Source organism: Streptomyces sp. NPDC001852, from assembly GCF_042891825.1.
In the GTDB taxonomy this organism is placed as follows: Bacteria; Actinomycetota; Actinomycetes; order Streptomycetales; family Streptomycetaceae; genus Streptomyces.
On record NZ_JBIATN010000017.1, the window covers coordinates 159321 to 182855 of the forward strand.

Genomic DNA, 23535 nt, shown 5'->3' on the forward strand with positions numbered 1-23535 from the left:
CAGCGGGTCCTGGGACCGTCATGAACTGCCACCCCCGTTCTTCGGCCTGCCGTTCGATGAGCTCACGTGGTCGGCCTTCGAGCCGGCCGTCGAGGACGGCGCGACGGTTCGAGCAGCACACGGCGTGTCGCCCGAGGTCGGCCGTGCCGGCAGTGGGTCAGCGGCGCTTCCTGCCGACCACCACACCGGCACTGTATGGGCGATGCGTGTCCGCTCGCATACGTTGCGTAACTGTCGTCTGCCTCGCACTGCATCAGTCCATGGCGCGGCTGACGATGCGGTACCCCTACCGGCTGCGGCCGGTCGTCCCCTTGAAAGGAATCTGATGGAATTCACTTCCGCCGAGAACACCGGTTCCGAAGGCGTCGGCCGCCGCGATCTGATCAAGCGTTCGGCCGCACTGAGCCTTGTGGCGGCACCCGGAATGAGCCTGCTCTCCGCCTGTGCGAGCAGTGGCGGGGGCGGTCAGAAGAAGGACAAGGCGGGGAAGAAGACCGCCAAGAACCCGCTCGGGGTCAACGAGACCGCCAAGATGGAATTCGTCCTCTTCGACGGCGGCTTCGGCAAGGAGTACGCCCAGGACGCGGTGAAGATCTACCAGAAGGACTTCCCCAAGGCCACGGTGAAGTTCTCCGCCACCCAGAAGATCCAGTCCACTCTCCAGCCCCGCTTCAACCAGGGCACCCCACCGGACCTGATCGACAACTCCGGCGCCGAGCAGATGGACATGGGCGTCCTGGTCGGCAAGAACCAGCTCGCCGACCTCACCCCGCTGCTGGACGCGCCTTCGTACGACGACCCGAACAAGAAGGTCCGCGACACCCTGCGTCCCGGCATCGTGGAGATGGGCCAGTTCGACGGCAACCCGGTCTGGATCATGTACTACGCCTACACGGTGTACGGGGTCTGGTACTCGCAGAAGGCCCTGGATTCGCTCGGCGAGAAGTACCCGGAGACGTGGGACGAGATGCTCAAGGTCTGTGAGAAGGCCAAGAAGAAGGGCATGGCGGGCTGGACGTACGCGGGCAAGTACCCGTACTACATCCCCTTCTCCCTCTATCCGATGATCGGCAAGGTCGGCGGGCGCGAGGTGCTCGACGCCATCGACAACCTGGAGCCGAACGCCTGGAAGCACCCGGCGGTCAAGGCCTGTTTCGAGGCGTACTACGAGCTGTACAAGAAGGGCTACATCCTCAAGGGGACCCCGGGCCTCGACCACATCCAGTCCCAGACCGCTTGGGCCAAGGGCGAGGCGCTGTTCATCCCGAACGGCTCCTGGGTGGAGAACGAGTCTGCCAACGTCATCCCGAAGGACTTCAACCTCGCCGTCTCCGCGCCGTCCGGCATCGACTCGTCCGACAAGATGCCCTTCGGCACCATCTGGGCCTCCGGAGGTGAGCCCTTCATCGTCCCGGCCAAGGCCGCGAACCCCGAGGGTGGCATGGAGCAGCTGCGCATCATGCTCTCCGAGGCGTCCTCGAAGAACTTCACCGCCAAGGTGAAGTCGCTGACCGCCTACAACGGCGGCACCTCCGGCATCACCCTGACGCCGGGGCTGAACTCCGGCGTGGCCGCGCTCAAACTGGCCGGATCCAACGTGGTGAATCCGCGCCTTCAGGACTGGTATGTGCAGCTGCAGAAGGAGAAGATCGGTGTGGCCGGTCTCGGGGAGATGATGGCCGGCCGGCTCACCCCCGCCGAGGCCATCAAGAAGATCCAGGGATTCGCCGACGAGGCGGCCAAGGACACGTCCATCAAGCACTACAAGCACCAGTAACCAGCACCCCTATCAGCACCGGAGTGGCGATGCAGCACGGCAAGTACCGGTTCATTGTGGGGTTTCTGGCACTGCCCCTCGGACTGTACGCGCTCTTCGTGGTGTGGCCGTTCATCCAGTCCATCTATTACTCGTTCACGGACTGGACCGGCCTGAGCCCCGAATTCAAGATGGTCGGCTTCGACAACTACCAGAGGATGTTCCACGACGACATCTTCTGGAAGTCGCTGGAGCACAGTCTGCTGTTCGCCCTGGTGCTCCCGCTGGTGACGATCAGTCTGGCGCTGTTCTTCGCCTTCATGATCAATGTGGGCGGACGGCGGAGGAAGGGCGGCCCCGTGATCTCCGGGGTCCGGGGCTCGTCCTTCTACAAGATCGTTTACTTCTTTCCGCAGGTGCTGTCCATCGCGATCGTCTCGCTGCTGTTCGCTTTCGCGTACAACCCGGACAGCGGCGCGATCAACTCCCTGCTGCGCGGCATCGGCCTGGACAGCGTCCAGCCGCTGTGGCTGGGCGACCCGAGCCTCGCGCTGTGGTGCGTGATGGCGGTGCTGGTGTGGTCCACGGTCGGCTTCTTCGTGGTCCTGTTCTCGGCGGGCATGGCCTCGATCCCGGCCGAACTGTACGAGGCGGCCCTGCTCGACGGCGCCAGCCGCTTCACCACGTTCTTCCGCCTCACTCTGCCGCTGCTGTGGGACACCGTGCAGTCCGGCTGGGTCTACATGGGCATCCTCGCACTCGGTGCCGAGTCGTTCGCGGTCGTACAGATCATGACGACCGGACCGGGCGGGCCGGACTACTCGACCACGGTGATGGTTCTGTACGTGTACCAGAAGGCGTTCCGGGACGGTCAGGCCGCCTACGCCACCACCATCGGCGTCGCCCTGCTCGTCGTCACCCTCGCCTTCGCGGCGATCGTGATGCGGCTGGGCCGTCGCGAGCGGCTGGAGTTCTGAACCGATGAAGACGACCGAGACCCCCGCACCGCTGCCGGCCGAGTCCGGCGCCACCGTCTCCAAGGTCGACGTACCCGCCCCGGAGTCCGCACGACGGAGGAAGGAGGGCGGTGTCCTCAACGTCTTCTCCCACGGCGTGCTGATCATCTGGGCGATCATGGTGGTCCTGCCACTGCTGTGGGCGGTGATGACGTCCTTCAAGTCGGACAGCTCGATCTTTGGCTCGCCCTGGTCGCTGCCGGACAGCCTCCATTTCGGCAACTGGTCGCGGGCCTGGACCCAGGCCAACATGAGCGACTACTTCCTCAACACCGTCCTGGTGGTCGGCGGCTCGCTCATCGGCACCCTGGTGCTCGGCTCGATGGCGGCCTACGTCCTCGCCCGTTTCGACTTCCCGGGCAACCGCTTCATCTACTACCTGTTCGTCGGCGGCATGAGCTTCCCGATCATGCTCGCGCTGGTCCCGCTGTTCTACGTCGTCAACAACATGGGGCTGCTCAACACGATCCACGGCCTGATCCTGGTCTACATCGCGTACTCGCTGCCGTTCACGGTGTTCTTCCTCACGGCCTTCTTCCGCACTCTGCCCACCTCGGTGGCGGAGGCGGCGTTCGTGGATGGCGCTTCGCACACGCGTACGTTCTTCCAGATCATGCTTCCGATGGCCAAGCCGGGCCTGATCAGCGTGGGCATCTTCAACTTCCTGGGCCAGTGGAACCAGTACATGCTGCCCACGGTCCTCAACACGGACCCCGACAAGAAGGTGCTCACCCAGGGCCTGGTCCAGCTGGCGGTGAGCCAGGGCTACAAGGGCGACTGGTCCGGTCTCTTCGCCGGCCTGGTGATGGCCATGCTGCCGGTGCTGGCCGCGTACATCATCTTCCAGCGGCAGGTGGTGCAGGGGCTGACGGCGGGGGCGCTGAAGTAGTGGCCGCCCGGACCGCCCGGTTGATGTCCGTGTGGTCGTCCTCGTAGCTGCCGTTCAGCAGGACATGGCTCACCCCGGCCCGGGTGTACTCCGCCAGCCTCGCCCCGACCTCCTCATGGGTACCCACGAGGAACGGGGCGCTGGCGTGGCCGCTGCGGAAGGCGCCGAGCCAGTACGGGTCGGGCGACTGCCCGTCCTCGGCCACCGCGCGCGCCGCCAACTCCCGTGACCAGGTGTTCTGCGACCTGGTCTTCAGTACCGTCTCGTGCCGGCCCCGGCGGGTCTGCGGGAAGCGGGCCCGCGCCCGGCGCCAGGCGTCCGCCCGCTCCTCGCCGGCGACGATACCGATCCGGATGCCCAGCTGCCCGGTGTAGCCCGAGGCGCGCAGCGGCTCCAGGAAGTTCCGCCGCCAGTCGGGGTAGGGCGCCGGGTGGGTGACCACGACGTCGGCGATGTCCCGCGCCACGTCCAGCCCTGCGGGGGAGGACCCGGCGACGAATACCAGGCATCGCTCGAGTACGGCGGGCCGGGGCTGCAGCCGGTGACCGTGGTAGGTGTAGTGGCGGCCGGTCACGTCGACCTCCTCGCCGCGCAGCAGCGCCCGCAGGACATGGCCGAACTCCCGCATCCGCTCGTACCGTTGGTCGTGGTCGAGGGGATCACCGGTACGCCGAAGCTCGTCGTCCCGCGCGCCGGCCACCAGGTTGAAATGCACCGGCCGGCCGTAGAGCATCGCGTACGCCGCCGCCATCGACGCGACGGTGTGGGGGGCCGCCGCCGCGGGTTGTACGGCGATCAGCGGTGTGAGGGACTCGGTGACGGAGCCGAGGTGCGCGGCGACGACCCAGGGGTCCACCTCGTGCAGGTTCTGTGGCACGAGGATGCCGGACCAGCCGGCCTCCTCGCAGGCTCGCGCCGCCTGCGTCACCCGGGTACGGAAGTCCCGGTCGAACGTCGTGTGCTCGCTCACCGATTCGGGCGTCACCGAGTACAGGTGCACGCGATTTCTCCTTTTCGTCAGGACAGGTCGGTCGAGCGGGGCGTGGAGCTGCGCACGTCACCAGCCCACGGGCAGGTGGTGGACGCCGTAGAAGCCCCTGTCGGCCGCGAGCGGCACCTTCTCGCGGGGGACCGCGAGCCGGAGGCCGGGGAACCGCTGGAACAGGGCCGGGAAGACGGCCCGCATCTCGGCCCGGGCCAGGTTCTGGCCGAGGCACTGGTGGATCCCGTGGCCGAAGGCCAGGTGCCCGGTGGCACGCCGTCGGACGTCCAGCCGGTCCGGTTCGGCGAACCGCTCCGGGTCCCGGTTCGCTGCCGGGAGCGACACGGTCACCGACTCGCCGGCCCGCAGCACCACCCCGTCGACCTCGATGTCGGCCAGCGGCGTCCTCGGCACCCCGAAGTGGAAGATCGTCAGGTAGCGCAGCAGTTCCTCCACCGCGTTGTCGACCAGGCTCCAGTCGGCTCGCAGCACGGCGAGCTGATCCGGGTGGCAGAGCAGGGCGAAAACGCCCAGGCTCAGCGAGCCCGCCGTTGTCTCGTGGCCGGCGGTGAGCAGCAGCACCCCGGCGCCCACGATCTCGGCCATGCTCAGCCTGCCGTCGGTGACCAGCGCGCTGAGCAGATCGTCGGCGGGCCGGCGCCGTTTGTGGCCGGCGAGGTCGCGCAGGAGTCCGTCCAGGCGCTCCATGGCCTCGGTGGCCTCCTCGGCGGTGGCATCCAGCCGGAAGAGGGTCGCGCTGTCGCGCTGGAAGGCGTCGCGGAGCCCGTAGGGCACGCCGAGCAGCTCGCAGATGGTGAGGGAGGGCACGGGCAGGGCGAGGGCCTCGACGAGATCGGCCGGCGCGCCCGCGCGCTCCATCGCGTCGAGGTGCCCGGCCACCAGCTGCTCGATCTGCGGCCGCAGCACCTTCGTCCTTCGGGCGGTGAACCAGCCTGCGAGGCAGCGGCGGATCCGTGTGTGGTCCGGGGGATCCATGTCGACGAGCCAGCCGGGCAGCGCCGGAGCCCCGTAGAAGGGGTCCGCTCCGGGCCGGGCCACCGGTGCCCGCTTCAGCTCCGACCGGGCGCTCAGCCGCGGATCCGCCAGCAGTCGCCGGGCCAGCGCGTGACTGGTCACCAGCCAGCCGGTGTGCCCGTCGGGATAGCGGAGCCTGCGCACCGGGGCCGCCGCGCCCGGTCCGGCCTGTCCCCCCGGCGGCTCGAAGGGGCCGGTCCGCCGGGTGGAGAGCACGACGACCTCACCGTGCCGTTCCGTTGCGCCGGTTGTCATGGTCGCACCTCCGTCCGCAGGAATCGGGCCAGGCGCCGTACGCCCGTCTCGATCTGGTCCGGCGACAGGTAACTGCATGACAAGCGAAGTTCGTGGTCGCCGGATGCGTCCGTGTAGAAGGGAGCCATGGGCGTCCACAGGACGCCGTACTCGGTGGCGCACCGTTCGAGGAGGCCGGTGGTGACGGGGACGGGCAGCCGCAGGCGGACGAAGAAACCGCCGTCCGGCCGGTTCCACCGCACGCCCGGGGCCGCGCCGGTCAGGTGCCGGTCCAGTGCCGCGATGAGGCACTCCAGGTTGCGCCGGTAGAGCCGGGACTTGTCCCGGCTCAGGGCGATCAGCGAGCCGCCGTGATCCAGCAGCATGCCCGCGACCACCGCCTGCGACAGCGGTGAAGTGTTCACTGTCACCATGCCCTTGACGACGGCCAGTTCGTCCGCGAGCAGCCGCGTGCCGCCGCATGGCCCGGTCACGGTCTGGTCGGCGACCACATAGCCGACCCGGGCGCCGGGAAAGGCGATCTTGGCGAAGGTGCCGATGTGCACCACGCGTCCCGTCGAGTCCAGCGATTTCAGCATGGGCAGTTCGCAGCCGGACGGGGCGGTGAACCCGTAGGCGTTGTCCTCGAGGACCAGGAAGTCCTCGCGTTCGGCCAGCCGCAGCAGCTCCTGACGGCAGGCGAGCGACATGCGGCCGCCACCCGGGTTGGAGAAGTCCGGAGCGACATAACAGGCGCGGACGCGGCGGCCGGCGCCGCGCGCGGCGGCGCACAGGCCGGCCAGGCAGTCCGGATCGATGCCGTCGGCGGTCTCCCGGACGCCGACCACGTCGATGTCGAGGAGCCGGGCGGCGCCCGTGATGCCCACGAAGCAGGGGTTCGCCACCGCGAGCAGGTCATCCGGGGAGCCGAACAGGGTGCGCAGCACCAGCAGCATGGCCTCCTGGGCGCCGACCGTGATGACCACAGCGCCCGGCCCGGCGGCGATGCCGTAGTCACGGGCGAGTGCTTCGGCGACGAGCTCGTTGATGAGTCCGCGGCTCGGGCCGTACTCGCGCAGCAGCCGGCGGGCCCGCTCCGGGGTGAGGCCCCTGTCGTCGACCAGGTGGTCCACGAAGCGGTCGACGTACCGCTGCAGACCGGTGTCCGGGAGCAGGTCCGGGTGCGGGGCGCCGGGGGCGAAGGAGATGGTGCCGGGATGGCGTTGCATCACCTCGTTGAGGAACCCGATGGACCCCAGCACGGGGTCGTGCAGCGATCCGTGCAGCGAGGCGCGGTCCAGGCGGGTGACGGTCGGCCTCATCGCCGCTGCTCCGCATGGGCCTCACGCGAACGCTGCCAGCGCCGTTCGACCTTCTCGAGGACGTCCGGGCTGTAGGCACGCACCACCTGCGTCACGGCGAACTCGGCCAGATAGGTGCGGAACGCGTCCGGCGGTTCCTCGGCGAGCGTCAGCATGCGGCGGTTGGCGGCCACGGCGGGCGCGCTCAGCCGGTCCACGGCACGGTCGATCGCCGCGTCCATCTCTCCGGACGGCACCACCTCGTCGACCAGGGTGTCCGCCTCGGAGGAGGGAACCGTCACCCGGTGGCCGTCGAGGATGATCCGCCGGGCCAGCCGGGCGCCGGTCGCCCGGGTCAGCCGCAGGTTGCCGAGTCCGGGCACGATGCCCTCCTCGGCGGCCGGCAGGCTCAAGAACGCACCGGACTCGGCGATCACCCGGTCGAGCACCAGCAGCAGCTGCATGCCGCCGCCGATGGCGAATGTCTCCACCGCACCGATCCACGGCTTCTGCACGGTACGGTCGCTCCAGGTCCGGTGCTCCGGCGCGGTGAGCAGCCCGCGCTGCATCTTGTGGAGGTAGCCCAGTTCGCGGCCGAGGAGGAAGTCCACGAAGGATATGTGGCCGTTGCGCAACTCCTTGAGATTGATTCCCGCGCTGAAGACCCTGCGGTCGCGGTAGCGGGGGTGGTCGACGGGGCCACCGCGCAGTACACCGACCCGGACCCGGTCGTCCAGCAGGACCAGGTCGACCGCAGTCTCCAGGTCGGCGATCAGCCGGTTGTCCTCCGCGTTCAGGGCGTGCCCGTTGCGGAAGGTGACATGCGCGGCCGCCCCCCGCAGCTCGACCAGCACCGAGTCCAGCTCCACGCGTCCGATCGCGCGGAACCTGTCGGCCAGGTCCAAGGAGCGTGCCACGGGCAGCAGCATCGCGTCCACGAGATGCGGGCCGGCGACGGGCGAACCGAGCACCGCCGCGCAGAAGATGCCCTGGTCGATCTCCCGGCCCTCCTTGTGGGCCTGCACCACAGCGGATTCCGCGGCCATCATCTCCTCGTCCGGGACCAGCCCGGGGAAGCGCCGGGCCGCCGCGCGGACGAGATCGGGCAGCCGGAGGTGACGCGTGCGGTGCTCGGTCAACACGTCGTACACGTCGTCGGTGTGCAGCGCGAGGAACTCCCGGCGTGCCGCCCTGGTCCGCGCGAACACCTCCTCGGCGACCGACGTCTGTGCCGGGTCGCGTTGCGGTTTGGGGGCGAGGGACGCGAGCAGCCGCTCCTGGGCGCCGGCGAACTCCGCCAGCACCGCCGCGTCGTCGGCCAGGAAGCCGCTGAAGCCAGGGCTTTGCAGGGGAGCGCGGTGCCGCGGCGGGGCCTTGGTCATCGGTGCCCCCCTTCGCAGCGCGCGTCGGAGCCCGGGGCGCCGGTGCCGTCCGGTCGGGGTGGACCGGAGCCGTCCGGCGGGGTACCGGTGGAGGCGGCGCGCAGGCGCCTGAGTTCCCGGTCGCAGGCGGCCAGGTGCATGCCCAGCGCCTCCTCGTACTCCACGGCGCCCGCTTCCAGCAGGAGCTGGCGGCGCACCTGCAGCTCCCGGTCGGAGATCCGGCCCATGAGGACGGCCGCGGTGCGGATCGCCTCCGGGATGTCGTCGCTGACCTGGTCCACGAGGCCGAGAGCGCAGGCCCGGCGGACCTCGATGTCGTCGCCCCACAGGACGATCTGCCGGGCCCGTGCCGCCCCGAGGTGCTGCACCAGGCGGAAGACCGACATGCCGGGCCAGAAGTGCCCGTCGTTCACCGGTGGCACGAGCACCAGGTCGGGCGTGCCGATCCGGAAGTCCGACGCCAGCAGCAGGTCGAGCGCCGGGCCACGACTGGTGCCTTCGGCCACCGCTATGGTCATCGCCGGCAGCCGCTCCAGCCGCCGTACCGCACGCTCCCACCGGCCCACGTCCCGCACCGAGACCGGGCCGGGCCAGGCCCGGTCCGTGTCCCGCGTGGCGTGGATACGGAGGACTACGACGGACCGCTCGTCAGTGCGGTCCTCCACACCGTCGCATGCCGCGGTGAGTGCCGCGGTCAGCTCGGGCAGCGGGCGCCTGCCGTCGATGCCGGCCGACACACCGAGCCCGTCGGGCAGCCTTTCCAGGTCCTTGATCGCGTTCGTCACGACCGCACTGTCCTTCCACTCACCAGCCCACCAACGCCATTTCGATCGTCGAACCCGGGCCCATGGTCATGAACACGCCCCGATCGCCCACCCGGGCGCACGCCTCGGCGGCGAGCCGTTGGTACGAGAACAGGAAGGAGCCGCTCGAGAGGTTGCCGTGGTCGCGCAGCACGCCGGTCGTGTGCCGTACGTCCCGGCGGGTCAGGCCGAGGTTGGCACGCACCGAGTCGACGACCTTCTTGCCACCGGAGTGGATCACCCAGTGCGCCACGTCCGACGTGCGCAGCCCCGTCCCGTCGAGCAGCCGGGCCAGGGCCGTCTCCGCGTGGGCCCCGACCACATACGGCACCTCCGGGTCGAGAGCGAAACTGAACTTGCCGTGGTCCTCGTCCCAGTCGTAGCGCATCGCGTCGATCGCCTCCGGGATCAGACAGCTCGAGAACCGCAGCAGTGCCGGACCACTCCCAGGGGACCGGCCGTCACCGCCGCCGCCGGTCACGGCCACCGCCGCGGCCCCGTCCCCGAACAGGCTGTTGACCACCGAGGTGCGCATCGTCCCGTCGAAGACATAGGCCGCCGAGCAGACCTCGACGCACACCATCAGGGCCAGTCGCCCGGGGTGGGCGTGTGCCCAGCCTGCGACGGACGCGAGCGCGTTCAGGCCCGCGTTGCAGCCCATGCCCACGACGTCCAGCCGTGAGCAGTGCCTGCTGAGGCCCAACTTCTTGATGAGCAGTGCCGAGAAGCCGGGCGTGAGGAACCCCGTTGAGGTGACGCAGCACAGGTGGGCGACGTCCGCGGGGTCGGCGCCGCAGTCCCGCAGGCAGGCCTCGACGGCATCGCGCGCCAGGGACATTCCGCCGGACAGGTGCTTGGCGAGCAGCTCGCCCTGGCTCTCGGGGACTCGGGTGCCGTCCGGACCGCACGGCGGCAGCGTCAGGCTCCTTCGCTCGATGGCGCTGTTGCGGAAGACCGACCGGATGCGCCGATCGGTGATGCGGAACTCCTCGAGCAGTTCCTGCTGTGTGTAGGACGTGGGGGGCACGGCGGTGCCGACGCCCCGGATTCTCGGATGGGCGCCCGGCCGGAACACGGCGCGCGGAGCCGACTGGTCCGGTGCTCGGTCCAGGACCGTCATGCGAGGTAGTCCTCGGCGCCGCCCTCACGCACGGTGTCGAGGGTGAAGCAGTGGAAGCCGCCGCCGAACAGCCGGCGGTGGCGGTGCCTTACGGGAACCGCGGTGAACCCGTGCCGTTCCAGCTCGTGCGCCAGTTCGGGACAGGCCTCGTTGACGAGCACGGTGTCCGGGGACACCGACAGCACGTTGAGGTCGATGAACGGGCTGGTGAGGATCAGGTCGTCGTCGTCGTACTGCGGGAAGTTGTTCGCCCGGGGAGCCGGTGGGACGATCGCGTCCCAGGAGCGCAGCGCCTCGGGCAGCTTGTCGAGCACGGCCGTGGAGCGCACGAGCAGCGTGCCCGGGCGCAGGGCGAGGACCATGCTGTCGATGTGACTGTCGCTGAGCCGGTGCACCCGGTGGATCCGGAAGCGGCCTGCCAGGTGCCGTTCCAGCCAGTCGCACGCCAGCGCGTGGTTGGCCGTGGAGATGTTGACGACGAGGTCACGGCCCAGCCGCAGGCACTGGGCGCCGTCGAACATCATCTCCAGCCCCACGTCGTAGGGCGACGGCCGGGGGTTCTCGATCGGCTCCGTCGGCCCGCCGGCGGTGGCGGTCCGGGCATAGGAGAGGTCGAAGGACGCGTCGGTCATCAGCGGCCTCGGCATGACCGTCCAGCGCGCGCCGGCCTCGAAGTAGCGGGCGAAGACCGGGGTGAGGAACTGTGTCTCGAAGTAACGCGACCTGATCATCGGCGGGGTCTCGATGATCTCGTCGCCCAGGATGAGCGTGTTGTCGCGGACGTTCAGCGGCGGCACCACCGATGCCTCCCAGGCCGGGGTGCGCACCTGTGCGGTGGCGGCATCCAGGGGCATCGGCCGGTGCACCGTCACCCCGAGCCCCTCCAGCGTCTTGGCCAGCAGTTCCAGATCCTCGTTGAGCTCGTCGACGTAGCGCTGTTTGATCGGCTGCCGGTCGGCGCCGGAACGCCCGGCGGTGCTGGTGAGGCGCGGGTAGTACCACTCCGAGCGGCCCACGTTGTCCTGCGTGATGTTGTCGTGGAAGAACAGGTCGAACGACAGCTCGCGTTCGTGGGACGTGTAATTTTCCGCCGAACCCACGACGACTTCTTTGAGCGGAGACCATTCGTCGAAGCTGTTCAAATTCATCGCTGACTCTCCCTGTCGCTTCTATCGGAACGGAACCAAGGATGAGAGGGCGGCGCCTGTGGATGATAGCTGTGCAGGCTTCAATCTCAATAGTGCCCCGGTATTTCGCCTGCGGACATAGTGTCGAAAATGGGGCATACAGGCATGTGAAAGATTCCTGCGTAAATGTTGACCGCACCTTTGCTGCTGTGCTGTACTGCCGCGGCAGCCATCACCTGCGATGACGGGGGAATGCCCGTGAGTGTCGAACATGAAGGTGACCCGGTTTACGAACGCTTCCTCTTTCTGGTGAACGCACCCGCCTTGTTCAACGCGGTGACGACCGCGGTGGAATTAGGCGTGTTCCGGTTCCTGGCCGCGTCCGGACCGGCGTCCTTCGAGCAGCTCCGGGAGGCCACCGGCGTCCCGGCCCACCAGCTCAGGGTGCTGCTCCAGGCGGTCTGCGCCACCGGGCTGCTGGAGCGAGAAGCGGGCCGCTATGCGAACTCCGGAGTCGCCGCGGACCTGCTCGCCGCGGAAGGTGAGGACAGCTGGAGCCACATCCTGGTGGGCTGGAAGGAGGTCTACTATCCGGCCTTCCGGCATCTGACGGCGGCGGTGCGGGCCGGCACGAACGTCGCCCTCGCCGACCACCCCGGTGACGAAGCCACCCTCTACCAGCGGCTTTCTCATAATCCTGAGCTGGAGTCGGTGTTCCACCGGGCGATGAGCGCCTTCACGCTCCGTTCCGTGGACGCGCTGGCGGACCGGCCGGAATTCGCCGATGTGCGGCACCTCCTCGACGTGGGCGGCGGTGACGGCACGACCTCCGCACGGCTCGCGGCACGCCACCCGCACCTGCAGCTGACCGTCTTCGACATGCCGAGCGTGTCACGGCTGGCCCGGCAGCGGACGTTCCCCGACCGGGTGACGCTGCACGCCGGCGACATCTTCGCCGACCCCTTCCCGGCAGGGGCCGACGGTGTGCTTTTCAGTCATGTCCTCGAGATTTTCGCCGAGGATCAGATTCTGGCCATGCTGAAAAAGGCGCACCAGGCGCTGCCAGTCGGCGGACGGGTATTCGTCTACGGATACAATGTTTCCGATGATGAGACCAGCGGACTTTTCTCGGCCCGTCTCGGCATTTACTTCAATGTCCTGGCGAGTGGCCAGGGGATGGCTTACCCGGCTGCCGACTACGAGAAATGGCTGCGCCAGACCGGATTCGCGGACGTGACCACCGTGCGCGGTCTTCCCTATGAACACGGACTCACCACCGGAGTCAAGTCCTAGCCAATCAGGCCGAAAACAATCCGTCTACGGCCGGAATGTGCCGGGCCGCCGCCGACGCCTGCGCCGGAAAGCCGGCCTCCGCCCCCGCCACCGCGTATCCGGTCGCATCGCCTGCCGGACCGACCGCCTCTGGGACACCATGAGCCGATTTCCCGAACCCGATCCCGGAACACCCCGTCTGGACTCCGCACGCGGCTACCTGCTCTGGGTCGCCGGCGCCTACCGTGCGTCGGTCGTACTCTCCGTGCTCAACGGCGTGATCTGCACTCTGGCGCAGGCTCTGATCCCGGCCGCGATCGGGCGGGGCATCGATGCCGGGCTCCTCGCCCGGGACCAGCAGGCCCTGGTGCGCTGGAGCGCCGCCGTCCTCGGACTCGGTGTCATCCAGGCGATCAGCGGCATGCTCCGCGACCGCTGGTCGCTCACCAACCGGTTCGGCACCGCGTACCGGACCGTTCAGCTGGTCACCCGTCAGGCCGCACGGCTCGGGGCGGAACTTCCGCACCGGGTCTCCGCCGGCTCCGTCGTCAGCGTCGGCGCCACCGATGTGACCCGGATCGGCGCGGCGCTGGAGAGCACCGCCCGCGGAGGCGGTGCCGTGGTCTCCATCGCCGTCGTCGCGGCCCTCATGCTGGGAGCCTCCTGGCAGCTCGGACTGCTCGCCCTCGCCGGCGTCCCGCTCATCGCCTGGGCCGTCGCCGGGCTCATGCGCCGCCTGCACGCCCGCCAGCGCGGCCTGCGCGAGGAGCAGGGAGCCCTCGCCGACCTGGCCGTCGACATCATCGACGGTCTGCGGGTGCTGCGCGGCATCGGCGGGGAGGCGGTGTTCTCCGCGCGCTACCGCGAACGCTCGCAGCGGGTGCGCCGGGAGGCCGTCCGGCTGGGGGCCGCGGAGGCCAACGTCGCCGCCGCCCGCATCCTGCTGCCCGGCCTGCTCGTCACGGCCATCGTCTGGCTCGGCGCCCACCTCGTCGGCACCGGGCAGCTCCGCCCCGGCGCTCTGGTCGCCTTCTACGGCTACGCGGTGTTCCTCGCCGAGCAACTGCGTAGGGCGACCACCATGGTGGACCAGCTGACCCGTGGGCTGGTCGGCGCCGGACACGTCGTCTCGTTCCTCTCCCTCACCCGTGAGCTGCCCACCGGCACGCAGCGGCCGGCCGCCGCCGACTCCGGTGGCACCCTGCACGACCCGGACGCGGGCCTGACCGTCCCGGCCGGCCGACTGGTCGGCGTGGCCTGCGCCGATCCGGCCGACGCACACCACCTGGCCGACCGCCTCGGCCGGTACACCGCCTCGCGCGCGCGGTACGCGGATGTTCCGCTGACCGAGATGCCACTGGACGAGGTACGCCGCCGCATCCTCCTCGTCGACCACCAGGCACGGCTGTTCTCCGGCACGCTCGTCCGCGAACTCGCCCCCTTCGACCTGCCCGGTGACGCACAGCGGCTGAGCCAAGCCCTGGACATCGCCTGTGCCCGTGACATCGTCGACGCCCTGCCCGGCGGTCCCGACCAGGAGATCACCGGCGACCGGGAGTTCTCCGGCGGACAGCGGCAACGGCTTGCCCTCGTCCGCGCGCTGGTCGCCGACCCCGAGACGCTGATCCTGGTGGAACCCACCAGTGCGCTGGACGCGCATACCGAGGGACGTGTCGCGAGTCGGCTGGCCGCACACCGCGCCGGCAGGACCACCGTCGTCTTCACCACCAGCCCACTCGTACTGGACCACACGGACCACGTCGTCTACGTGGAGAACGGCCGCGCCGCCGCGGAGGGCAGCCACCGCTCGCTGCTCCGGGACGCCCGCTATCGTGCCGTCGTCACCCGGGAGGTGGCGACCGCATGAGCACCCCGCCCGCCCCCCGCACGCTGCTGCCCGTCGCCGACGGCCGCGAGGTCCGCGCCCGCGCCAGGCGCCTCGTCCTCGGCCACCCCCGGGAACTGGCCGCCTCGCTGCTCCTCCACGCCGGCGCCACGGTCGCCGGGCTCGTCGCACCGCAACTGCTCGGCAGGCTGGTGCAGGACGCGGACCACGGCGTGGACCGTACGGCCACCTTCGCTCTGATCATCTTGGCCGCTGTAGCCGCCCAGGCCTGCCTCACCCGCTTCGCCCAGTTCACCTCCATCCGGCTGGGCGAGAAGGTGCTGGCCCGGCTCCGCGAGGAGTTCGTGGAGCGGGTTCTCGCGCTGCCGCCGGCCGTTGTGGAGCGGGCCGGACCCGGGGAACTGATCACCCGGACCACCCGGGACATCGACGTCCTCGCCACGACCGTCCAGCGTGCGGTGCCCGAGACCCTCACCGCTGCTGCGACCGTCGCCCTGACCCTCGGCGCCATCGTGCTCACCGACCCGCTCCTGGTGCTGCCCTGCCTGGTCGCGGTGCCGGTTCTGTGGCTGTCCACCCGCTGGTACCTGCGCCGCGCCCGAGCCGGCTATCTGCGGGCCAACGCGGCGTGGGCGCGGCTGACCGGCGGTCTCGGCGAGACCGTCGAGGGCGCCCGCACGGTCGACGCTCTGCGGCTCGGCGGCCACCGTGACGAGCGCGCGCGCCGGGACATCGACGAATCCTACGCCGCCGAACGGCGCACCCTGCACCTGCGCAGCGTCTATCTTCCGATCGCGGACACCGGTTACGTGCTGCCCGTGGCCGCGACCTTGCTGATCGGCGGCCTGCTGTACCTCCACGGCCAGGTGTCGCTCGCGGCCGTCACCGCCGCGACCCTGTACGTGCAACAGATCATCGCCCCCGTCGACCAGATGCTGTTCTGGATGGACGAGCTCCAGGTCGGCGGCGCGTCCTTCGCCCGGATCCTGGGCGTGTCCCACGCGGCGGACGACGCCCGCCGGCCGGTCGGCGAGACAGACGCGGAGCCGGGGGACGGCGACATCGTTCTCAAGGGTGTACGTCACGCCTACCGGGCGGGACAGGATGTCCTGCACGGCATCGATCTGACGATCAGACCTGGCGAACGCCTCGCGGTCGTCGGTCCGTCGGGCTCCGGCAAGAGCACGCTCGGCAGGCTCCTCGCCGGGATCCACCCGCCCGGCGCCGGCTCGATCACCCTCGGCGGTACCCCGGTGGCCGAGCTGTCCCCGGCGAGGCTGCGCCGCCAGATCACCCTCGTCACCCAGGAACATCACGTCTTCCGAGGCACCCTGCGGGACAACCTGCGCCTCGCCCGCCCCGACGCGCCGGACCCGGACCTGGAACACGCGCTCAAGACCGTCGACGCCTGGGACTGGGCCCAGGGGGTCGGCCTGGACACGGAGATCGGATCGGGTGCCGCGCCGCTCACGCCGGCGCAGGCGCAGCAACTCGCGCTCGCTCGGCTGGTCCTGGCCGACCCGCGGGCGGTCGTCCTGGACGAGGCGACCTCGCTGCTCGACCCACGCGCGGCACGGCGCCTCGAACGGGCCCTGGCCGCCGTGCTGGAGGGGCGCACGGTCGTGGCGATCGCCCACCGGCTGCACACCGCGCACGACGCGGACCGTGTCGTCGTCCTGGAGGACGGGCGGATCACGGAGGCGGGAAGCCATCACGAACTCGTGGCACGACAGGGTGCGTACGCCCGGCTGTGGCACGCCTGGCACGGCGATGCCGCCGACACCGCCGCCGCGGCCGGCGGCCACCGCGCGGGAGGGATCGACGGCGACCACCACGCATAGATGCAAGGGGAGAGGATGAAAAGCACCAAGTTGACTGAAACCGACCCCTGGCCGGCGTACCTCGCGGACGTGGCCCCGGTGCGACTCACCACCGACCGGCCTCGCCATGCGACCGGCCGGCACGGTATCGGCACGGTGGAGCGGCGGCTCGCCGCCGTGGACACCACAAGGCTGCACGAGCTGAGCCTGACCGCCGGTGTTCCCGCGGCGCTGTCCGTCCTCGCCGCGTGGGCCGCGGTCCTGCACCGGCACACCGGACAGCGTGGGCTGTTGGTGGGCGTGGACACAGCCGTGCTCGCCGAGGTCGTCGGCGTGGCGGACCTGCCCACCGGCGTCGCCCCGGTCGGCCTGACCGTTGACCCGGCGGCCCCTTTCACCGACCTGCTCACCCACGTCCGTACCGCCGTCACCCGCGCCGCACATCTCGTCGGCGGCGCCGGATTGCCGGGCCACACAGCCGACCTCGCAGCCGTGTTCGGTCAGCGGTACGTCCGCGATCCCGGCCCGTACGACCCCGCACCCGCCGCCGAGACGGCACTCGCCGTGCACGCGCGCGATACCGCCACCGACCTGGTCCTCCGTCACCACACCGGGCTGTTCACCGAGAGCACGGCGGCATGGCTGCTCGGACATGTGGCGACCCTGCTGTCCGGTGTACTCGCCGCACCCGCGCGCCCCCTGCGGGAGGTGCGGGTGCAGGACGAGCCGCCTGTCGCGGCGTGGGGGCTGCCGGTGCCCGAGGGGCACGTGCCACCGGAGCCGGTACGACCGGGCGAGACACTCGTGGACCGCTTCCGCCGCACCACGGCGATGCACCCGGACCGTCCGGCGGTGATCGGCGCCTCCGGGTCCCTCACCTATGCCGGACTGGACCGGGCGTCCGCCGCGGTCGCGGCCCGGCTCGGCCGGTTCGCCGGATCCGGCCAGCGGGTCGCACTGCTGTGCGAGCACGACATCGGCGCGGTCGTCGCCGTCTGGTCCGTGCTGCGGACAGGCGCCGCCTACGTGCCGTTGGACCCGCGGCAGCCGGACGGACGCCTGACCAGACTGCTCGCCGACGCCGACGTCACCGCGATCCTCTGCGACACCCGACTCACCGGCAGGGCACAGGCGTTGGCGCACGGGACGCGCGTGATCCCGCTCGGCCGGCCGGAGGACTCCGCCGGGCCCGCCACCGAGCCGCCGCGACTCGATCCCGAGGCGCCCGCCTACCTGCTGCACACCTCCGGTTCCACGGGAGCGCCCAAGGCAGTGGTGCAGACCCAGGGCAACGTGCTGGCCCATGCGCTCGTCTACGCCGCGCGGGTCCGCCTCGGCCCCGGCGACCGGATACCCTTGCTGGCCCGCTACACCTTCGACGCGAACGTGATGGATGTCTACGGCGCGCTGCTGACCGGCGCAGCCGTGCACGTCGTGGACCCCCTGCTGCCCGCACCCGAACTGCGCCGGCGGCTGGCGGAGACCGGGTGCTCCGTACTGCACTGCACACCGACGCTGTTCCGGCACCTGGTCGGCGATCTCCCCGAGGACGCGACGCGCCCCGAGCAGACACTGGCCAAGATCCGGGTCGTGGTGCTCGGCGGCGAGGAAGCGGTGCCCCGCGACCTCGCGCGGTTCCGCGCCCTCTTCCCGCCGGGCAGCCGGCTCGTCAACGGCCTGGGGCCGACCGAGTGCACCGTCGTCCTCCAGTACCTGGCAGATCCCGCGGACCTCGCCGGGACGGCCCTGCCCGTGGGACACCCCGTCGAGGGCGTGCGCATCCGCCTGCTCGACGAAGACGCCCGACCGACTGAGATCATGGGCGAGTTGGAGGTCCTCAGCCCCCGTGTGGCACGCGGTTACTGGAACAGTCCGGAGACGACGACCGTCGCGTTCGGCGGCACCGCGGACGCCTACGTCTCGTACCGCACCGGCGATCTGCTGCGGCGCAGGGCGGACGGAGCCCTGGTCTTCCACGGGCGCAAGGACCGGCAGATCAAGATCCGGGGGTACCGCGTCGAACCCGGCGAGATCGAAGCGGTGCTGCGCGGCCATCCCACGGTGGCGGAAGCCGTCGTCGTCCTCGACGGCGAGGCCCCGGCACCGCGGCTGATCGGCTACGTCACGCCGGCCACCGGATTCCCGCCCGACACCGAGGAGTTGCACGGCTACCTCACGCGCACCCTGCCCGACCACGCCGTCCCGCAGCGGATCGTCGCCCTCGACCGGCTGCCGCTCGGACCGACCGGCAAGCTCGACCGCGCCCGGCTCCCGCGGCCCGAGACCACGACGGCCCCGACGGACGACGTCCCGCACACGCCGGTGCAGCGGGCGGTGGCCCGGATCTGGGGCAGGGTTCTGGGCGTCTCCGAGGTTGCCCTGCACGGCAACTTCATGGCAGGCGGAGGAGATTCGATCCGCCTGCTGGAGATGGTCGCCGCGATCGAGGAGGAGTTCGACGTGGACGTACCCCTCATGGAGTTCCTCGCCGCACCCACCGTCGCCACCATGGCCGATCTGATCGAACAGGAGACGCGATGCTGACCCTGCCGTACACGGGCGCCGACAGCGAGTGGCCGGAGCAGGACACCGGGCATACGACACGGGTCCTGATCGGCAACGACTTCAGCGAGGACGTGCGGGACGACCGCGGCTGGACCGGCTGGTGGGTGCAGCGCATCGCCTGGTTCGCCCGCCCCGGCGACATCCTCGTCCTGCCGGTGCACCCCGAGGAGGCCTTCCTGGAGTACGTGACCTCGCTGACGAGGGTGCCCCGGGAGAGCCTGCGCGTCGTGGTGCCGCCGGCCCACGACGGCAGCCAGGGCACGCTGTCGCCGTCCCGGCTCGCCGACCCGGAGTTCGTGGAGGCGCTCGAGGAGGCGGTGGGCGGCCGGGAGGTGACCCACTTCTCGGCGCTGTGGCCGGACGTCGCCGTCGCCCGGCTGGCCCGGGCCCTCGGCGTGCAGTCAGCCATGCCCGGCCACGGCTTCGTCGACCAGGCCGGTGGCGTGATGGTCAACAGCAAGTCGGCGTTCCGGACCATCGCCGGCGGCATCGGCCTGCCGGTGCCCGAGGGGGCGGTGTGCACAGGACCGGAGGTGGCCGAGCAGGCCATCACCGAGCTCCTGCCGGGCGGCCCGGTGGTCGTCAAGCACGACTTCCTCTCCGGCGGCCGCGGCAACGAGGTCCTGACGTCGGGGGAGTCCTTCCGGGCCATCGGCGCCCGGCGCGTGGTCAGGGTGTCCGGCCGCGCGGACGTGCGGTCGTACGTGCGCGAGCGGTGGGCGTGGCTGACGGCCGGCGGGAAGGGCCGTCCCATCGTCGAACGGTACGCCCGCGACAGCTCCGCGTTCTTCGCGGAGTTCCTGCTGGGGGACGACGGCGTGGAACTCCTGGGGGACGGCGAGCTGCTGTCGGCCCCGTACGCGGTCGGGCAGATCATGCCGAGCCAGGGGCTGGAGCCGAACGTCATGGAGAAGATCGTCGCCGGCGGTCGCCGACTCGCCCACGCCCTGCGCGCGATCGGCTACCGGGGCGTCCTCAGCCCGGACGCGATCGTCACCCCGGACCGTGAGGTGCTGTTCACCGAGTACAACGGGCGGGTCACCGGGTCCACCCACATCTACGGCCGCATCGGCCATCGGGTCGTGGGCGGGAGCTTCGGCAAGGATCGCGTCATCCTCGAGCGGGTCTGGCCCGAGGGCTGGACGACGCCGTCCTTCACCGCCGCGCACCGCGCCCTCACGGACGCCGGCGTCGCCTATGACCCGGCCACCCGCACGGGCGTGGTCCTCACCAACGCCTTCGACGGCAGCGGCGGTGTCATGTACTGCGTGGTCGCAGGCAGTCTCGCGGCGGCCTGGGACCGGGACCGGGCCCTGAAGCCTCTGTTCTCCCGGAAGGCCGGAGCGTCCCGTGGGACCTCGCGGTGAGCCGTCCCGTCCGGTGCGTCGGGTGAGCGGGCGGCCGGGGCCGGGCTCCGACCGCCCGGTCACCCCGGCCGGCTCAGTGGCCACCGGTCCTCAGGGACACCGGTGGGCGGCCGGCGCGGTCGCCCGGGACGTCCAGGGTGTCGGCGAGGGCTCCGGCCGTACCCCTGCCGTCGCCCACCGTCTCCAGCAGGGCGAGTACGTCGGTGAGCAGTTCGGCCGCACGTTCCAGCCCGTCCGGCGGTCCGCCGAAGAAGCTACGGGTGGCGAGCCCGGCCCGGCTGATCTCGAAGCGAAGGGTGGTGACCGTCAGGTCGTGGGCGGGCCGGAAGGGACACAGCCGGACGGGCTCGGTGGAGCAAGCCGAACTCGGGGACACAGCGGGGTCCACGTCCACGTCGACATGGAGCTGGAGGTAGTCCGCGCCGGGCGCGAGCAGGGATGCGGCGTACTCGGGCACCTCGCCGGCCAGCTCGGGCACGCTGACCCGGCAGTGCCGCATCGCCTGAAGGGTGTCGAGCTGGACGCGGTGGATCAGCGCGGCGACAGGCTGGTCGGGGTCGATCCGGCACGGGATCGGCCGGTCGATGGCGAAATTGCCCACGGTCTCCCAGTCGGCCGCACCCTTCCGGGTCGACACGGGGGTGTTGAGCAGGATGCCCGTGCGCCCGGTCCGGCGCCACAGTGCCACGGCCAGCAGGACGGCGATCACGGTGAACGGAGTGCCCCCGCCGACCTCCACCAGGTGACGTACCGCACGATCGGGGCCGTCACCGGCGATGTCCCGGTCGATCTGGGAACAGACGTAGTCCGAGCGGTCGGGCGTGCGCGGCATGAAACCGTTCAGTCCGGTGACGCCGCCCAGCGCCTCCTTCCAGTGGGCGATTTCCCGCTCCGCCCTTCCGGATTTTGCGCGCCGCTGCCGCTGTAGTTCCCAGAAGGAGACAGCGGGAGCTGGTTCCCGGCCGCCCAGCAAAGTCTTCAGGTCGGCATGCAAAATACGAGTGGAATAACCGTCCGACGCAAAATGGTCGACCATTCCGAGAAGGTGGCGGGAACGGCCGCCCGGTTCCCCGACGAGTTCGAGGTGCACCGGGCCCGGGGCCGTCTTCACGTCCCGGAGGGCGTTTCTGCGGCTGATCACGGCGGCCGCGGTGTCCGATGGCCCGGCCGGTGTCCGGTGCAGTACGGGTGCCTCGCAGCCCAGATCTCGTACCAGGGCTGACGTACCGATCAGCGAGCTGCGCAGGGAATCGTGCCGCGCCACCAGCTGCCCTGCCGCCGCCGCGACGGCGTCGTCGTCCACGCCGTCCGGAACCGGGAGACCGAAGCTGATGTTGTGAAAGATTCCGGGCCCGAAAATTGCGTCAAGGAACAGCATGCTGTCCTGTTCGGCGGTCAGGGGGATGGCATACATTGTGCTCCCTCGGTCGGCCGCTCAACGATTCGTGTGGAGATTCTCCAAGCAGATTGTCGACGCTGTCAAGGAAATGATTGGAACAGGCTCGGAAAGTAGTCAGGAAAGAACGCGGTGGCTTTTTCGGAGTCCGTCTGTTCCCGCGACCTGCCCCGTCCGCCCGCCCGACGCCCGGGCCGACAGCGCTCGGTGGCCGGCACACGCTTGTGGGCCGGTGAGGCGCATGCGAGGGTTCAACCTCTTGACGGGAGTCACCCCGAACGGCTCAGCTTAGAGTTCACTAGTTGGACATACGCGGGGCCTCGCCGAAGCGGCCCCGCGCTCAGGAGGTCGTCGTGGAGACTCCAGGGTCGCAGTCGTCGCTGCACCGAGCCAACCTGGAGCGGGTCGTACGGGCCGTGCGCCTTGCCGGATCCCTCACACAGGCGGAGATCGCGCGGACGACCGGTCTGTCCGCCGCGACCGTCTCCAACATCGTGCGGGAGCTGAAGGACGGCGGAACCGTCGAGGTCACACCCACGTCGGCGGGCGGGCGGCGGGCCCGCAGCGTCTCTCTCAGCGGGGACGCCGGGATCGTGATCGGCGTCGACTTCGGGCACACCCATCTGCGCGTCGCGATCGGGAACCTCGCCCACCAGGTGCTGGCCGAGGAGGCCGAACCGCTGGACGTCGACGCCTCCGCCGCACAGGGCTTCGACCGGGCGGAGGAGCTGGTCAGCCGCCTGATCGCGGCCACGGGCGTGAACCGGTCCAAGGTGGCCGGCGTCGGGCTCGGCGTGCCGGGCCCGATCGACGTGGAGTCGGGGACCCTGGGGTCCACCGCGATCCTGCCGGGCTGGGGCGGCACCAAGCCCGCCGAGGAGCTGCGCGAGCGGCTCGGCGTGCCCGTGCACGTGGACAACGACGCCAACCTCGGTGCGCTCGGCGAACTGGTCTGGGGCAGCGGGAAGGGCGTCCGGGACCTGGCGTACATCAAGGTCGCGAGCGGTGTCGGCGCCGGTCTGGTGATCGACGGGAAGATCTACCGCGGCCCTGGTGGCACCGCCGGAGAAATCGGTCATATTACACTCGACGAATCCGGCCCGGTCTGCCGTTGCGGGAACCGCGGTTGCCTGGAGACGTTCGCGGCCGCGCGCTATGTGCTCCCGCTGCTCCAGCCCAGCCACGGCCCCGACCTGACCATGGAAGGCGTCGTACGGCTGGCCAGGGACGGAGACCCGGGCTGCCGTCGGGTGATCGCCGACGTCGGCCGCCACATCGGCAGTGGAGTGGCCAATCTCTGCAATCTGCTGAACCCGAGCCGGGTGGTCCTCGGCGGTGATCTCGCCGAGGCCGGTGAGCTGGTGCTCGGGCCCATCAGGGAGTCCGTCGGCCGCTATGCCATCCCCAGCGCGGCGCGCCAACTGTCCGTTCTCCCGGGGGCGCTTGGCGGCCGTGCCGAGGTGCTCGGAGCGCTCGCCCTCGCCCTCAGCGAGATGGGCGATTCGACCCTTTTGGAAGGGTCGTTGTCCATGGCGGCCCCTGCCTTCACTTAGAGAACGGATGGCACCGTTGCCATCTCGTTAAGGATTTACTTCTTGACGTCGCACGTGTGGCCGAGTTGACT

The 23535-nt window shown here is 70.4% G+C and carries 17 protein-coding genes; 9 read left to right on the forward strand and 8 right to left on the reverse strand.

Translation table 11 applies throughout. The annotated features are described in order from the left end of the window. Nucleotides 1-325 precede the first annotated feature (325 nt). The 3 genes from ngcE to ACFYZB_RS28235 are packed head-to-tail and all read left to right on the forward strand — an operon-like array spanning nucleotide 326 to nucleotide 3661. Nucleotides 326-1777, forward strand: coding sequence for an N-acetylglucosamine/diacetylchitobiose ABC transporter substrate-binding protein (gene ngcE, locus ACFYZB_RS28225; protein WP_388763478.1), 1452 nt, complete (start codon nucleotides 326-328; stop codon nucleotides 1775-1777). Between the two features lie 29 nt (nucleotides 1778-1806). Then, nucleotides 1807-2733: a carbohydrate ABC transporter permease gene (locus tag ACFYZB_RS28230; protein WP_388763480.1), complete on the forward strand. Its 927-nt coding sequence runs from the start codon at nucleotides 1807-1809 to the stop codon at nucleotides 2731-2733. Between the two features lie 4 nt (nucleotides 2734-2737). After that, a complete protein-coding gene (locus tag ACFYZB_RS28235) occupies nucleotides 2738-3661 on the forward strand; it encodes a carbohydrate ABC transporter permease (protein WP_388763481.1) in 924 nt (307 codons plus the stop codon). On the opposite strand, the gene ACFYZB_RS28240 is transcribed toward ACFYZB_RS28235, so the two are convergent. The 7 genes from ACFYZB_RS28240 to ACFYZB_RS28270 are packed head-to-tail and all read right to left on the reverse strand — an operon-like array spanning nucleotide 3609 to nucleotide 11666. Next, complete coding sequence (locus tag ACFYZB_RS28240; RefSeq protein WP_388763483.1) at nucleotides 3609-4661, reverse strand: LLM class flavin-dependent oxidoreductase; 1053 nt, start codon at nucleotides 4659-4661, stop codon at nucleotides 3609-3611. The two genes, ACFYZB_RS28235 and ACFYZB_RS28240, sit on opposite strands and share 53 nt — an antisense overlap. Before the next feature lie 57 nt (nucleotides 4662-4718). Further along, a complete protein-coding gene (locus ACFYZB_RS28245; RefSeq protein ID WP_388763485.1) occupies nucleotides 4719-5933 on the reverse strand; it encodes a cytochrome P450 in 1215 nt (404 codons plus the stop codon). Beyond that, the gene (locus tag ACFYZB_RS28250; RefSeq protein ID WP_388763486.1) at nucleotides 5930-7234 is read right to left on the reverse strand and encodes a PLP-dependent aminotransferase family protein; all 1305 of its coding nucleotides are present in this window, start codon (nucleotides 7232-7234) and stop codon (nucleotides 5930-5932) included. The genes ACFYZB_RS28245 and ACFYZB_RS28250 overlap by 4 nt, the downstream gene beginning before the upstream one ends. Continuing rightward, the gene (gene dpgC, locus ACFYZB_RS28255) at nucleotides 7231-8595 is read right to left on the reverse strand and encodes a (3,5-dihydroxyphenyl)acetyl-CoA 1,2-dioxygenase DpgC (RefSeq protein ID WP_388763487.1); all 1365 of its coding nucleotides are present in this window, start codon (nucleotides 8593-8595) and stop codon (nucleotides 7231-7233) included. The genes ACFYZB_RS28250 and dpgC overlap by 4 nt, the downstream gene beginning before the upstream one ends. Then, complete coding sequence (gene dpgB, locus ACFYZB_RS28260; RefSeq protein ID WP_388763489.1) at nucleotides 8592-9380, reverse strand: enoyl-CoA-hydratase DpgB; 789 nt, start codon at nucleotides 9378-9380, stop codon at nucleotides 8592-8594. The genes dpgC and dpgB overlap by 4 nt, the downstream gene beginning before the upstream one ends. A gap of 19 nt (nucleotides 9381-9399) precedes the next feature. Continuing rightward, on the reverse strand, nucleotides 9400-10518 hold the full coding sequence (gene dpgA / locus ACFYZB_RS28265) for a 3,5-dihydroxyphenylacetyl-CoA synthase DpgA (RefSeq protein ID WP_388763491.1): 1119 nt from the start codon (nucleotides 10516-10518) through the stop codon (nucleotides 9400-9402). Continuing rightward, on the reverse strand, nucleotides 10515-11666 hold the full coding sequence (locus ACFYZB_RS28270; protein ID WP_388763492.1) for a glycine amidinotransferase: 1152 nt from the start codon (nucleotides 11664-11666) through the stop codon (nucleotides 10515-10517). Before ACFYZB_RS28270 ends, dpgA begins: the two co-directional genes overlap by 4 nt. Before the next feature lie 231 nt (nucleotides 11667-11897). On the opposite strand from ACFYZB_RS28270, the gene ACFYZB_RS28275 reads away from it, so the two are divergent. The 5 genes from ACFYZB_RS28275 (at nucleotide 11898) to ACFYZB_RS28295 (ending at nucleotide 20515) form a co-directional block, all read left to right on the forward strand. Then, nucleotides 11898-12938 carry a methyltransferase gene (locus ACFYZB_RS28275; RefSeq protein ID WP_388763519.1) on the forward strand — a complete coding sequence of 347 codons (1041 nt, stop codon included), beginning with the start codon at nucleotides 11898-11900 and terminating at the stop codon, nucleotides 12936-12938. Between the two features lie 139 nt (nucleotides 12939-13077). Then, nucleotides 13078-14784 (forward strand): ABC transporter transmembrane domain-containing protein, encoded by a 1707-nt coding sequence (locus tag ACFYZB_RS28280; protein ID WP_388763494.1) that lies wholly within the window; start codon nucleotides 13078-13080, stop codon nucleotides 14782-14784. Then, on the forward strand, nucleotides 14781-16604 hold the full coding sequence (locus ACFYZB_RS28285; protein ID WP_388763496.1) for an ABC transporter ATP-binding protein: 1824 nt from the start codon (nucleotides 14781-14783) through the stop codon (nucleotides 16602-16604). The genes ACFYZB_RS28280 and ACFYZB_RS28285 overlap by 4 nt, the downstream gene beginning before the upstream one ends. Nucleotides 16605-16619: 15 nt before the next feature. Next, on the forward strand, nucleotides 16620-19127 hold the full coding sequence (locus ACFYZB_RS28290) for an amino acid adenylation domain-containing protein (protein ID WP_388763498.1): 2508 nt from the start codon (nucleotides 16620-16622) through the stop codon (nucleotides 19125-19127). Then, nucleotides 19121-20515, forward strand: coding sequence for a peptide ligase PGM1-related protein (locus ACFYZB_RS28295; RefSeq protein ID WP_388763499.1), 1395 nt, complete (start codon nucleotides 19121-19123; stop codon nucleotides 20513-20515). Before ACFYZB_RS28290 ends, ACFYZB_RS28295 begins: the two co-directional genes overlap by 7 nt. 73 nt (nucleotides 20516-20588) lie before the next feature. Here ACFYZB_RS28295 and ACFYZB_RS28300 read toward each other — a convergent pair whose 3' ends face one another. After that, nucleotides 20589-21929, reverse strand: coding sequence for a condensation domain-containing protein (locus ACFYZB_RS28300; RefSeq protein ID WP_388763501.1), 1341 nt, complete (start codon nucleotides 21927-21929; stop codon nucleotides 20589-20591). 335 nt (nucleotides 21930-22264) lie between these two features. Between ACFYZB_RS28300 and ACFYZB_RS28305 the strand changes: the two genes are divergently transcribed. Further along, entirely contained in the window at nucleotides 22265-23464 is a 1200-nt protein-coding gene (locus ACFYZB_RS28305; RefSeq protein ID WP_351211085.1) for an ROK family transcriptional regulator, read from the forward strand. Nucleotides 23465-23535 lie beyond the last annotated feature (71 nt).

What these genes read in the sequence shown, in the direction of transcription:
- ngcE (WP_388763478.1), top strand. Translation starts at nt 326, where the DNA reads ATGGAATTCACTTCCGCCGAGAACACCGGTTCCGAAGGCGTCGGCCGC.
- ACFYZB_RS28230 (WP_388763480.1), top strand. Translation starts at nt 1,807, where the DNA reads ATGCAGCACGGCAAGTACCGGTTCATTGTGGGGTTTCTGGCACTGCCC.
- ACFYZB_RS28235 (WP_388763481.1), top strand. Translation starts at nt 2,738, where the DNA reads ATGAAGACGACCGAGACCCCCGCACCGCTGCCGGCCGAGTCCGGCGCC.
- ACFYZB_RS28245 (WP_388763485.1), bottom strand. Translation starts at nt 5,933, where the DNA reads ATGACAACCGGCGCAACGGAACGGCACGGTGAGGTCGTCGTGCTCTCC.
- ACFYZB_RS28250 (WP_388763486.1), bottom strand. Translation starts at nt 7,234, where the DNA reads ATGAGGCCGACCGTCACCCGCCTGGACCGCGCCTCGCTGCACGGATCG.
- dpgC (WP_388763487.1), bottom strand. Translation starts at nt 8,595, where the DNA reads ATGACCAAGGCCCCGCCGCGGCACCGCGCTCCCCTGCAAAGCCCTGGC.
- dpgA (WP_388763491.1), bottom strand. Translation starts at nt 10,518, where the DNA reads ATGACGGTCCTGGACCGAGCACCGGACCAGTCGGCTCCGCGCGCCGTG.
- ACFYZB_RS28270 (WP_388763492.1), bottom strand. Translation starts at nt 11,666, where the DNA reads ATGAATTTGAACAGCTTCGACGAATGGTCTCCGCTCAAAGAAGTCGTC.
- ACFYZB_RS28275 (WP_388763519.1), top strand. Translation starts at nt 11,898, where the DNA reads ATGCCCGTGAGTGTCGAACATGAAGGTGACCCGGTTTACGAACGCTTC.
- ACFYZB_RS28280 (WP_388763494.1), top strand. Translation starts at nt 13,078, where the DNA reads ATGAGCCGATTTCCCGAACCCGATCCCGGAACACCCCGTCTGGACTCC.
- ACFYZB_RS28285 (WP_388763496.1), top strand. Translation starts at nt 14,781, where the DNA reads ATGAGCACCCCGCCCGCCCCCCGCACGCTGCTGCCCGTCGCCGACGGC.
- ACFYZB_RS28290 (WP_388763498.1), top strand. Translation starts at nt 16,620, where the DNA reads ATGAAAAGCACCAAGTTGACTGAAACCGACCCCTGGCCGGCGTACCTC.
- ACFYZB_RS28295 (WP_388763499.1), top strand. Translation starts at nt 19,121, where the DNA reads ATGCTGACCCTGCCGTACACGGGCGCCGACAGCGAGTGGCCGGAGCAG.
- ACFYZB_RS28300 (WP_388763501.1), bottom strand. Translation starts at nt 21,929, where the DNA reads ATGTATGCCATCCCCCTGACCGCCGAACAGGACAGCATGCTGTTCCTT.